Raw genomic sequence first — 12301 nt, forward strand, 5'->3', positions numbered from 1 at the left:
AAGTGTTGATTTAACCACCAACTCTTTTAACTTTAAAGCCTTTTTCTTTCAATATTTTCATGATTTTATCTCTAAAATCTCCTTGAATAATAATTTTATCATCTTTAAAACTACCACCAACAGAAAGAGTTGTTTTTATTTCTTTGGCTAACATTTTAAAGTCGGATGTTGCTCCTGTATACCCATCTAAAATCGTAATTGGTTTGCCTTTACGTTTTTCGTATTTGCAAAGGATTGGGTCCTCCTGTAACCAAATATTAGATTTTTCTTCCTTTGGTTCCTCAGTTTCCTGATGATCTGGAAATAAGTTTTTTAATTGATCTTTAAAATCCATTCTTTCAGTTTGCAGTCAGCAGTCTTCAGTATTCAGTCAGCTTGTTATTGCCAACTGAAGACTGAAAAACTACCAACTATTTTTTTAATCCCAATTCTCTTAATCGTTCATCTAAAAACTCGCCAGCTGTAATATCATCAAACTGTTTTGGGTTTTTGTCATCGATACAATTTTCTAAAACATCTAATTTCATATCAGAAATTGGGTGCATAAAAAACGGAATTGAATAACGAGAAGTTCCCCACATTTCTTTTGGCGGATTTACCACTCTGTGAATGGTAGATTTTAATTTATTGTTACTATGTCTTGACAACATATCACCAACATTAATCATTAATTCATCTGGTTCAGCCATTGCATCAATCCATTCTCCATTATGATTTTGAACTTGTAAACCTTTTCCTTGAGCACCCATTAATAAGGTAATCAAATTAATATCTCCATGAGCAGCAGCTCTTTCAGCACCTTTTGGTTCCGTTTTTATTGGTGGATAATGAATTGGTCTTAAAATACTATTTCCGTTTTTTATATAATTGTCAAAATACGTTTCTTCTAAACCTAAATGTAAGGCCAAAGAACGCAACACAAATTTTGCTGTTTTCTCTAACATTTGGTAGGTTTCTTTACCAACTTTATTAAAGTTAGGTAATTCTTCTACTTGCACATTTTCAGGATATTCATCTGCATATTTAGAATCTTTATCTACATATTGTCCAAAATGCCAAAACTCTTTTAAATCGCCTTCTTTTTTTCCTTTTGCAGATTCTTTACCAAAAGAAACATAGCCTCTTTGACCACCAATTCCAGGAATTTCATACTTTTCTTTTACATCTGTAGGTAAATCAAAAAAGTTTTTAATTTCAGTATATAAATTATCCACTAATTTATCATCTAAAAAATGACCTTTTAATGCCACAAAACCTATGTTTTCATAAGCGTGGCCAATTTCATCTATAAATTTTTGTTTTCTAGTTGTATCATCTGATAAAAAATCAGCTAAATTAACGCTTGGTATTTTATTCATAATTAATTGAAATTTTAGTAAAATAAGAGTTTAAAGTTACAAAAAATTTTGTCTTTTAACTTTCAAAAAAAGCAAACCAATTTTTATAGGTCCTTTTTTAGGGTAGTAAATGTAAGAATATTTTAAATATTACCTTTTAGTAAATGGAATTAAATAACTAATGGTGTAGTTGAAACCAAAACCAGTGCCACTCTCAAAAACTCTGTTAAAACCTGGTGAGTATAATGTTTGGAAGTTTTCTGGTTCTTTGGCGCTCATTAAAATTTTATAAGAACCACTAACACTTACAAATACATTTTTAAAGGTTTCTGCTTTAAAACCAACCACGAATTCTGACCAATGAGTATTTAAACTAGTTGTTGATGCAGTTGTATTTGTAATTACAGGAAAATATGGAATCCCATTCCCTTCACCTCTTACCACATTTGGAGTGTAGCTATTTAGAGTTTGATCAAAAATACTAAAACCATATCTATATCCTGCAAAAATTTCGTTGTTCATATCCAACCAGTTTTCATAAGCATTGTAATTAAAACCTAAGCGAATATAATTACCTTTTGAGGTTGAGTTTGTAAAATCTTCTTGTGTTGTTTCCTCTTCAAAACCTACTTCTGCTGCTATATAAAATTTCTTAGAAATTCTATAATCTCCAACAATTTCTAAACCAGTGTAAGAATCTTTAATACTTGATAGAATTGGTTTGCTTAAATCGATTCCAACACGAATTCCATAAGGAGATTTGTAAACAATAGAATCTTTTGAAGTACCTACAGAGTCCTTTTGTTGTTCTTGTGAAAATCCATCAACAAAAACAAATAGGACGAAAATATTAATGAAATATTTGTACATGAGTTTCATTTTGATTGTCTATCGTTGTTAATGTTTGAGGCGTAAAACTGGTTATCCAAGTATTGTCTGATTCAAAACTTACATCATTAAAAATAACTCTAAATCCACAAGATCTAGAAACATACACTTCTTCAGTTGAATATTTTATAGTCAATTGATTCACAACACCATTTTGAGAAAAATTATAAACTGTTTCTGTAGCGAATTGATTTAAAGGAATTTCCAGTTTGTTTCCAGTAATGTTTTCGAAAAGATTATCTTTATTCTCTGCACTTTCAGACCAAACAGTTATAGAGCTAAAGTTTTTAGGTGATTCTCTATTATTAGCATCATAAAATTCTAAAACTAAACTTGGAGTTACAGGATTTTGTATACAAAAATCGTCTTTCTCACAACTTGAAAAAATGATGATTGACAAAAAAAGAATTGCAATTGTTTTTTTCATAAACCTAATCTTCTTCTTCAACTTCTACAATTTTATTGATTGCTGCAGCCAATTTAAAATCTAACTCTGTAACACCATTTGCATCGTGAGTTGTTAAGGTAATATCTAAGGTGTTGTAAATATTAGTCCATTCTGGATGATGGTTCAAAGCCTCACATTCAAAGGCAATTCTATTCATTGCAGACATACAATCTTTAAAATTATCGAACACAAAATCGGTGTGCAAAGCATCATCATAATATTCCCAATCAATTAAGTTTTTTAATTTTGATTCAATTGCTTCTTCAGATAGTTTTAGCATTTTCATAAGTATTGTTTTTTATAAAAAATTAATTCTTTGTTTTGTTTATTTGTTGATGCCAATATTATTGATATTATCTGTAGGATTTGGGTTTTTCCTTGTCCACTTTAAACCTAATTTAAAAAGCAAAATAGCAATTCCTAAAATTAAAAGTGAGCCAAAGATATAACCAAACGAATACCCTGTGAAATTATTGGAAAATGTTCCTATAATTGTAGGTATTTGCATCAAAAATCCTAATCCAAGAAAAATAGAGATTAAAATAAAAAAAGCACCAAATATTTTTTTAATCATATTACAAATATATTAAAGTATAACTTCTTACTGATGTTAATTAATTTGATTTTTTAAATACATAATTTCTCTACACATGTATAAAATATCTAAATTATACATTTATTATTCTTTTTTAACGTTAACATAATGCACTATTTTACTATTCTTATGCAAGTGAAAATTCTAATTTAATATAAAAAAATCTAAAATTACCCATTAGTAGGTATTTCGACTACGTTTTTCTAATTATATATTTGAAAATAAAAATTATAATTATGAAATTTTACAAAAAAATAATTTTATCAATTAGCTTTTTAGCTTTTTATAATTGTGCTGAATTAAGCTCTGCTTTATCAAATTACAATCAAAGTAGTGGAGGGCAATGTGCAACTATTGAAGTATTGTATTTTGTTTTAAATCCTGAAACTGATAAATATGTGGCAGGAAAGGTTTATATTAAAGACAAAAAAGGAAATGATATTGCTTACAATGAAAAAAGGTGGAGAAATAATTTAGGAAATTCATATTTAGATAGAGGTCAATTTACGGCATATTATAAAACAAGTCCATATTCTGGAGGAGAATATAAATTTGTAGTCCATTGTGCTGGTTGGCATTAAAGTAGATTAATATTGATTAATTTTTCTCAAACAAAACCACAGTTTCTATATGACTTGTATGTGGAAATTGATCTACCAAGCTAATTTTTTTAAGTTGATAACCAGCTTCACTTAATAACTCTGTATCTCTTGCTTGCGTTGCAGGATTACAAGAAACGTACACCATTCTATCCGCATTTAAATTGATGATTTTCTGTAATGTTTTTGGTGCAATTCCAGCTCTTGCAGGATCTAAAATTATTGTTTTTATTTTATCTTGATATTCTGGATGCGCAATTAAGAATTTACCAACATCAGCAGCATAAAATTTTAAGCCATCAATATTATTTCTTTTGGCGTTCTTTTTTGCATCATCAATAGCAGAAGCAACAATATCTACCCCAACAATTTTTGCGTTTTCGCTTCTAGAGGCTACAATTTGACCAATTGTTCCTGTTCCGCAAAATAAATCCATCACAACAGAATTGTCTACTTTACTTTTATCTTCCAAAACATATTCTACAACTTTAGCATATAATTTTTCGGCACATTTAGGGTTGGTTTGAAAAAAGCTTTTCATGCTGATTTCGAAATTTAAACCTAATAATTCTTCTACAATTTTGTCTTTTCCATAAACAAGATTTAAACTTCCAGAAGTTGCAATCGTTCTATCTCCAGTTTCATCATTAATTGTATGTAATAAACCTGCTAAACGTTCTCCAAAAATATCTTTTAAAAAACCTGCAAATTTGTTTAAATCGAACTTCTCTAAATCATCAGAAGTGGTTACTAAATTGCATAATAATTCATCTGTTTTAAAAGATTTTCTGACTACAAAATATCTGAAAAAACCTTCTTTCTTAGGTCCATGCCAAGGTTCTAAACCAGTTTCGATACAATATTGTCTTATGTTTTTTAGATTGTCTTCTAGTTGTTTATCAAACAAACCAGAATCTTTCTCTAAATTATCTCCCATCCACCAAACTCCACGTCTTTTAAAACCTAGCGTAAATTCATCTTTATCAGTTTTATTAACTCTGTCATAACCAATTGCAGAAAAACCATATTCCATTTTATTTCGATAATGAAACACGTTTGGAGAAGCTATAAATTCATCAAATAAGTCTTCAATATTTTCTACTTTACCAATTCTTTTAAATAAAGATAATGTGCTTTCTTTTTTATATTGATGTTGTAATTCTATAGGCAACTGAATGTAAGGAGCACCAGGAATATCTTGGTAAGGAACTTCAACTTCATCTTCAGAAGGTTGTAAAACATCAATTAATTTTGCTTCTGCGTAGTTTTTACTCGTTTTATTAATTTGAGCTTTTACCAATTGTCCAGGCAACGTATTTGGAACAAAAACGACAAAACTACCTTCTTCGGATTTTATTCTCGCGATTCCTTTTCCTCCAAAAGCATAATCTTCAATCTTTAATTCTAAAATTTGATTTTTTTTGACAAATTTATTTCGTTCTCTACGTGGCATTTCTTGTTTTTTATGGATGCACAAAATTAAGTAAAATAAGACTTTTACAAAGCAAAAAAGGCTACTCATTTTGAGTAGCCTTTTTTATATAAAAAATAGGATGATTATTGTTTTGCTTCTTCTTGCGCTTCTTTAATCATTTCTTCATTGGCAACAATCGCAAACTCAACACGTCTGTTTTTACTTCTTCCTTCTGCAGTTTCATTGGTAGCAATTGGATCTGCAATTCCTTTTCCTTTTGTTTCAAATCTACTTTTTTGTACACCATTTGAAGCTAAAAATTCCATTACAGAATTTGCTCTTTTTTCAGATAAAGATAAATTGTATTCTGCTCTACCAGTATTATCTGTATAACCATAAATTATAATGTTTGTATTTTCATAGTTATTTAAAACAGGTACTAATTTTTGTAAATTTTCTTTTGCTGTTGTAGATAATGTAGCTTTATTCGTATCAAAACGAATCGCATTTTCACCTAAAGTTAACATAATCCCTTCACCAACTCTTTCTACTTGTGCTCCAGGAACAGCTTCTTCAATTTCTCTAGCTTGTTTATCCATTTTATTACCAATTACACCACCAGTAACACCTCCAATAACACCACCTAAAATGGCACCTAATTCAGAATTTTTCTTGTTCCCAACATTGTTACCAATAACACCACCAATAATAGCGCCTGCAGCTGTACCAATTGCAGCACCTTTTTGCGTGTTATTTGCATTTTTTGTAGCCTCACAAGATGTTAATGTAAATGCTGATGCTATTAAAATAGCTAAACTATAAATTATTGTTTTTTTCATTATATATGTTTTTATTGTTTAAATTAATTTCTTTGAAAAGTATATGTTATATTTTTTGTTTGTCCTGCAACATTAATGGTGTCAATTAAATTAAAACTAGATTCAGTAACATTTCTTACAGCTAAAACAAAACCATTGTTAACTTCTTTTGCTTTGTAATCATTAATAATTTTTAAAACAAAATTACCTTCTTTGTTGATGTACCAAGTTATTGGAGAGCTAAAGTTTTTACAGTCACTACTTACGTTATTTAGCGACATTTCACCTTTGTTGTTATTTGAAACAAAGCTCCAGTTACTATTTACAAAACATTTGGAGTCTTCAATATTAAAAGAATTTACTTTAAAATATGCAGAGTTTGGATAATTAACGGAAGTTAAGGTCCAATCTCCTTTTAGCATACGCTCTGTTTTATTGTCTAAATTTGTGCTTACTGTAGATGATGTAGATTTACAGCTGATAAAAGCTGTCAATAATAATAAAGTGAATAAGGTTTTTTTCATGATTGATAATTTGTTTTTTTATTAGTTTATTAGTTTTTATTACAAAAAAAAATCTTTTTTAGCAAAGGCTAATGTATACAAAAGAATATTAGAAGAATGTATTTTCTACTTAATCTATTCTTAATTAATTGTAATATAATTATTCAAAATTAATTTATTTTTGATTTACAGTTTAGCTCATTAAGTTTTTTCTTTAATCGAAATCAAATTTTTAAACAACAATTTTTTGTATGCTTAATGTGCGTTAGCGATTGAACCTTTCGACTTCGCTAAAGACAGGCTTTATGTTTGAGTTCTTTTTTGTTTTTATCAAAAAAAGCGAGTAGTGAAAGCGCGACCTTTTTAGGGAACGTCCAAAAATTAGTTAGTAGTGTTATAGTGAGCAATATTTAGTTAGTTTGGTAAGAAATATTAAAACAGTTTATAGTTCCTTCCCTTTGGTAAGGTTAGGATGGACTTTTTTTTATTACTTTTGTGTAACTTCGAGGATGATTTCTTTCCCACGCTGAATTTCTGACCAATTTAAATTGAGGTATCAGAAAGATAAAGGTAGAACAGGAATGTTTTTAGTACAAACATTTAAAAATTTTAAAATGACTGTTTTAGACAAGTTAAGTTCGCAACAAGCGATTGAATTAGAAGAAAAACATGGTGCTCACAACTATCATCCACTTCCTGTGGTTTTGAGTAGAGGAGAAGGAGTGTATGTTTGGGATGCAGAAGGTAAAAAGTATTACGATTTTCTATCTGCATATTCTGCCGTAAATCAAGGACATTGCCACCCAAAAATTGTAGATGCAATGACGCATCAAGCAAAAACATTAAGCTTAACTTCAAGAGCTTTTTACAATGATATGCTTGGTAAATATGAAAAATTTGCCACAGAACTTTTTGGTTTCGACAAATTGTTACCCATGAATACTGGTGCAGAAGCTGTAGAAACTGCTTTAAAAATTGCTAGAAAATGGGCATATGAAGTAAAAGGAATTAAAGAAAATAAAGCAGAAATTATTGTTTGTGAAAACAATTTTCATGGAAGAACAACTACCATCATTTCTTTTTCTAATGATCCTGTTGCCAGAAAAAACTTTGGTCCTTATACAAAAGGATTTATAAAAATAGAATACGATAATTTACAAGAATTACAAGAAACGTTAGAAAGTAGCAATAATATTGCTGCATTTTTGGTAGAACCAATTCAAGGTGAAGCTGGCGTTTTTGTGCCTTCTGAAGGTTATTTGGCTGCTGCAAAAAAAATGTGCGAAGATCATAACGTGCTTTTTATTGCAGATGAAGTTCAAACAGGAATTGCTAGAACTGGGCGTTTATTAGCAACTTGTGGTAATTGTACTTGTGAAGATAAAAATTGCTCTGGAACTCCAGAAGTAAAACCAGATATTTTAATTCTTGGAAAAGCATTAAGTGGAGGCGCTTATCCTGTTTCTGCAGTTTTGGCAAATAATCCAATTATGAATGTAATTGCGCCAGGAAATCATGGTTCTACATTTGGTGGAAACCCAATTGCAGCTGCTGTTGCTATTGCTGCTTTGCAAGTTGTTGCCGATGAAAATTTAGCAGATAATGCAGATAAATTAGGGATTATTTTTAGAGAAGAATTAACTAAGTTTTGTAAAAATAATCATCTTGTAGAATCTGTAAGAGGTAAAGGTTTGTTAAACGCAATTTTAATAAATGATTCAGAAGATAGTTCTACAGCTTGGGATATTTGTATGAAATTGCGTGATAATGGTTTGTTAGCAAAACCAACTCATGGTAATATTATTCGTTTTGCACCACCACTGGTAATGACTGAAGAACAGTTAAGAGATTGTATTTCAATTATTACAAAAACAATTTCTGAGTTTAAATAAGAAATTAAATTAAATATTTTTTAGCCATTAATTCATCAATTTAAAAGTGTGAATTAGTGGCTTATTTTTTTTATTTTTGATTTTATAAAATTTCAAGAAATTATGCAAAGTCCAATTACACAGTTAGAGCAGTTAGTTGTAAACTCAAAATCTAAAAGTTTTTTAAGAGAAATAGCAAGATGGACTTTTTTCTTTTCTATTTTAGGCTTTATTAGTATTGCACTTACATTAATTGCAGCAATTTTAATAGCAACTGTGTATGCACCCATGTTAAATATGGTTTCTCAGCAACAAGGTTTGCCAGCTATAGGTTTGCCATTAGCAATTACATACGTAGTTTCTGCTTTGCTATATTTTATGCCAGTTTGGTATTTATTTAAATTTTCTAGAAAAATGAAATCGGCCTTAGCAACCAAAAATGATGATGTGCTTGCAGATGCTTTCGAAAACTTAAAATCGCATTTTAAATATATTGGAGTTTTAACAATTATTGTAATTTCTTTATATGTGCTTTTAATTGTTTTTTCTTTAGTAGCTGGCTCTTTGGTTTAGGGTGATTTTAAAAAAATCAATACATAGCTCTATTTTCACTTTTATAAACTCTAATCCATTTAAAAACACACCAAATATATAGGCTTTCGTATTCTTCTGAAATTTCATCTTTTTTGAAGAAACCATCATAACTAAAAGTGATAAAAGGAGTTAAAGGTTCTACATCTAACCAATAGCTGAAACCTTTATCGTTTAAGAAATTATCAGCATAATTTACATTTACATTTTTGAAGCCTTTTTCTCTTACAATTTTGGTGATTTCTAATTGATTTCTATTGTAATCCTCCAAATCAAAAATTTGAATTTGTATAGAAACTTGAGCTTTTGAGAAAGTTGTGTTTTCTATGATTTGTATGCCTAGTGAGTTTTTTCCGTAAAAAATATAACTGCAAAAATAAAGTATGATTAAGATAAAGAGGAATCGTAATTTATTTTTCATAGAATTATTTGAGTACTATATAATTGAATTCAAATATAAAAAAACATCTCGTTACATTTTTGCGAAAAAGAAAAATCACTCAAACTGACATTTTGTTAAAAAAAAGCTATCAGATGAGTGATTTATTTTTAGAAATCTTTTATTAAGAACTTGCTAGCTTCCTATTGATTTTCTTTCTTTACAGTATCTTTCTTTTTATTTCCAAAAAGACCACCTAAAACATCTTTAATTTTATCTTTTGTAGCGTCTTTGTTTGTTGGTGGTGTAGCAGTGTTTGTAGAATCTTTCTTGTCTTTGCCCAAACCTAACAAATCCGTTAATTTGTCTTTCCCTGAATTTATCAAACTTTGCTTTTGTCTTTCTACCAAATTTTTGACTAAACTAGCAGTCGCATCTTGTATATTAGTAGCAATAGTAGGACTTGTAAAACTTCCTGTTAAGTTTGCTTTTACAGGAATACTTTTAATTTCTGCTGCATCTTTTGGATTTAATTTTGCAATTAAATTGGTAACTTCTGTCCCTAAATATTTTACAGGTACATCAAAAACAACATTATAATTCATCACATTATCAAAACTATGATTTCCAGAAATTTCTATACCCACATCTTTATATTTTAAAGGAATTGGTTTGATGTTTACAATCCCATTATCAAAAGATAAAAAAGCATTAATACCATCTAGATTCAATTGATTAGGATCTAAAAAAGAAACTTTACTGCCTAATAAACTTAATACTTTAGAGTTGCTTGTATTTAATTTTGGATCTAAAAGTTTTCCAAATAACTCACCAGTAATGGTTTTTAAATTCGGAGTCATATCCTCATTTAAATTCCCAGAAAGACTAATGGTAGAGTTTATATTCCCACCAATAGTACTTGCTATAGGAGCAATCGCTTTTAGCATATCCAAAGCACTAAAAGATTCAGTAATATTTATTTTATCTAACTTTAAATCTAGGGCAAAAGTGGATGTATTTCCTTTGGTAGAAACGTTTCCATCAAAACCAATTTTACCTCCAAAAACATCTGATTTTAAATTTTTAAGATTAACGGCTTCATCTTTTACGTAAATAACACCAGATACGTTGCTTAGATTAATATTATCATACACTACTTTTTTTGCATCAGCATTAAATGTGCAATCTAAAAAAGCGGGTATTTTTAAGGCTGATGTTTTTGTAGTTTGTTCTTCTGCTGAACTTTCCGCTAAAAAGTCGGATACTTTAAACGTATTCGATTTTAGGTTGAAATTTCCTTTTAAAACTTCGTCATTAAATAAAAATCCGTAAAAATTATTTAAATTCCCATCAATAGCAATGTCAGAACTTCCTGTTTTTGCATCAAACTCATTTAATTTTATGGTATTTGTATTGAATGTAATTGCTGTTTTGGTAATGTAAAAAGGGTTTGCAACATCTTTTCCATCATATTTAAAATCGCTTACAGCAATAGTTCCTGTATTTTTAATATTCTGATAATTGCCTTTTTCAATAGCATTCATATCAAAACTTGTGGTAACATCTGCTTTTAAAATTCCAGCTAATTCTTGCTCTAATTTTAAAGGATACGCTTTGTTGATATTCGCTAAATTAATGTTTCCTTTTGCAGCTAAATTAACTTTTGGGTTGGTGGTTAAATTCGCAATATTTCCATTAGCAGAAAACGCATCTTCATCAATCTTAAAATTTAATTGATTTACGTTTACATACGTATCATCTGTATTTCCTGTTTTGTTGATAATTTGGGCATCAATATTTATATTTTTAACCGCTTTTGGCAAATCATCATATTTAAACATGGCGTTTTTCGATGAAAAAGTAATATCAAAAGCAGGAATTCTTTCTGTGGATAAAATACCATTTACAGATCCTTTTAAATCGAAATTTCCTTCCGTTTTTATGGCATCTAAATTTCCTGAATATTGTTTGGGTAATAAGGCTAAAAGATTTTTAAATTCTGATGTTGGTGTTTTAAAATTGATATCATATAATTGATTTTCATCAACCAATTGAATAAAACCATCAAACTCTAAAGGCAACTGATTTATAAAGCCTGTGTTATCTTTAAACGTGTATTTGCTGTTTTTTAAATCGATTCCTAAAACTGCATCCAAAGAAATAGCAACGTTGCTTAAGTAGTTTACACTATCCACATCAAGAGATAAATTTGCGGTAGATTTTGTGTCTAAATCTAAAATGTCTTGCGCAAAATTCCCTTTTCCTATATGGTTTATATCATTTAAATGAAGTTTCAAGTTCGTGCTTCTATCAAGATAAACGAACTTCATATTTTCTAATTCGTATTCTTGAATGTCAAATGAAAAAGAATTATTTGTTGTTGTAGTATTGGTTTCTTCTTTTGCAATAGCAATATCATAATTCCCAACATTTTTTTCGTTAAAAATGATATTTACTTGTCCGTTTTTGGTAGCAATACTTTTCAATTCAATAACTTCATCCGCTTTTTTTAGCAGTTCTGTAATTTTCATGCTAAAACTTAATTCTTTTGCACTGTATAAAGTATCGCCTAAAAAGGGCGCTTTATTAGTCACTGCAATATCGCTTACAGTTAAACTTGCAAGCGGAAAATTTGTAAACAAACTTAAATCGGTTTCTTTAAAAGTAACAGTTGCATTTATATTATTGTTAACGGTATTGGTAACCATTTGTACAATTTTATCTTTAAATAAAAACGGAATGGAAACCAATGCAATTATTAAAATTAGGAAGATTGAAACCACCCATTTTAAAATTCTTTTTCCGATCGATTTTTTATTTTTCTCTGTGGTCATAATTCGTTATTTAACAGCACAAAG

At 29.2% G+C, this 12301-nt stretch carries 14 protein-coding genes; 3 read left to right on the top strand and 11 right to left on the bottom strand.

Annotated features, from left to right (window positions below; genetic code table 11):
* Window positions 1-10 precede the first annotated feature (10 nt).
* The 6 genes from LPB03_RS01560 to LPB03_RS01585 form a co-directional block, all read right to left on the bottom strand.
* Window positions 11-334 (bottom strand): translation initiation factor, encoded by a 324-nt coding sequence (locus LPB03_RS01560; RefSeq protein WP_065318227.1) that lies wholly within the window; start codon window positions 332-334, stop codon window positions 11-13.
* A gap of 76 nt (window positions 335-410) precedes the next feature.
* Entirely contained in the window at window positions 411-1358 is a 948-nt protein-coding gene (locus LPB03_RS01565; protein WP_065318226.1) for an isopenicillin N synthase family dioxygenase, read from the bottom strand.
* 129 nt (window positions 1359-1487) lie between these two features.
* Window positions 1488-2207, bottom strand: coding sequence for a DUF6048 family protein (locus LPB03_RS01570; protein WP_065318405.1), 720 nt, complete (start codon window positions 2205-2207; stop codon window positions 1488-1490).
* Window positions 2188-2652: a DUF6452 family protein gene (locus LPB03_RS01575; protein ID WP_065318225.1), complete on the bottom strand. Its 465-nt coding sequence runs from the start codon at window positions 2650-2652 to the stop codon at window positions 2188-2190. The genes LPB03_RS01570 and LPB03_RS01575 overlap by 20 nt, the downstream gene beginning before the upstream one ends.
* 4 nt (window positions 2653-2656) lie before the next feature.
* On the bottom strand, window positions 2657-2953 hold the full coding sequence (locus LPB03_RS01580) for a 4a-hydroxytetrahydrobiopterin dehydratase (RefSeq protein WP_065318404.1): 297 nt from the start codon (window positions 2951-2953) through the stop codon (window positions 2657-2659).
* 45 nt (window positions 2954-2998) lie between these two features.
* Window positions 2999-3247, bottom strand: coding sequence for a hypothetical protein (locus LPB03_RS01585; RefSeq protein WP_065318224.1), 249 nt, complete (start codon window positions 3245-3247; stop codon window positions 2999-3001).
* 257 nt (window positions 3248-3504) lie between these two features.
* Between LPB03_RS01585 and LPB03_RS01590 the strand changes: the two genes are divergently transcribed.
* Window positions 3505-3849: a hypothetical protein gene (locus tag LPB03_RS01590; protein ID WP_065318223.1), complete on the top strand. Its 345-nt coding sequence runs from the start codon at window positions 3505-3507 to the stop codon at window positions 3847-3849.
* A 16-nt stretch (window positions 3850-3865) separates the two neighbouring features.
* Here LPB03_RS01590 and rlmD read toward each other — a convergent pair whose 3' ends face one another.
* The 3 genes from rlmD to LPB03_RS01605 all read right to left on the bottom strand — a co-directional run bounded on the left by rlmD (window position 3866) and on the right by LPB03_RS01605 (window position 6623).
* Complete coding sequence (rlmD, locus tag LPB03_RS01595) at window positions 3866-5320, bottom strand: 23S rRNA (uracil(1939)-C(5))-methyltransferase RlmD (RefSeq protein WP_065318222.1); 1455 nt, start codon at window positions 5318-5320, stop codon at window positions 3866-3868.
* 104 nt (window positions 5321-5424) lie between these two features.
* Entirely contained in the window at window positions 5425-6120 is a 696-nt protein-coding gene (locus LPB03_RS01600) for a YiaD family glycine zipper/OmpA-like lipoprotein (protein ID WP_065318221.1), read from the bottom strand.
* A gap of 23 nt (window positions 6121-6143) precedes the next feature.
* Window positions 6144-6623, bottom strand: coding sequence for a lipocalin family protein (locus LPB03_RS01605; RefSeq protein WP_065318220.1), 480 nt, complete (start codon window positions 6621-6623; stop codon window positions 6144-6146).
* Between the two features lie 593 nt (window positions 6624-7216).
* On the opposite strand from LPB03_RS01605, the gene rocD reads away from it, so the two are divergent.
* The gene (gene rocD, locus LPB03_RS01610; protein WP_065318219.1) at window positions 7217-8494 is read left to right on the top strand and encodes an ornithine--oxo-acid transaminase; all 1278 of its coding nucleotides are present in this window, start codon (window positions 7217-7219) and stop codon (window positions 8492-8494) included.
* A gap of 102 nt (window positions 8495-8596) precedes the next feature.
* Window positions 8597-9046 (top strand): DUF5362 family protein, encoded by a 450-nt coding sequence (locus LPB03_RS01615; RefSeq protein WP_065318218.1) that lies wholly within the window; start codon window positions 8597-8599, stop codon window positions 9044-9046.
* Between the two features lie 16 nt (window positions 9047-9062).
* On the opposite strand, the gene LPB03_RS16560 is transcribed toward LPB03_RS01615, so the two are convergent.
* Both LPB03_RS16560 and LPB03_RS01625 read right to left on the bottom strand, forming a co-directional pair.
* Window positions 9063-9485, bottom strand: a complete 423-nt coding sequence (locus tag LPB03_RS16560) for a hypothetical protein (protein WP_065318217.1) — start codon at window positions 9483-9485, stop codon at window positions 9063-9065.
* Between the two features lie 161 nt (window positions 9486-9646).
* Window positions 9647-12277: an AsmA-like C-terminal region-containing protein gene (locus LPB03_RS01625; RefSeq protein ID WP_065318216.1), complete on the bottom strand. Its 2631-nt coding sequence runs from the start codon at window positions 12275-12277 to the stop codon at window positions 9647-9649.
* Between the last annotated feature and the right edge of the window lie 24 nt (window positions 12278-12301).

The organism is Polaribacter vadi (assembly GCF_001761365.1).
Classification (GTDB): Bacteria; Bacteroidota; Bacteroidia; order Flavobacteriales; family Flavobacteriaceae; genus Polaribacter; species Polaribacter vadi.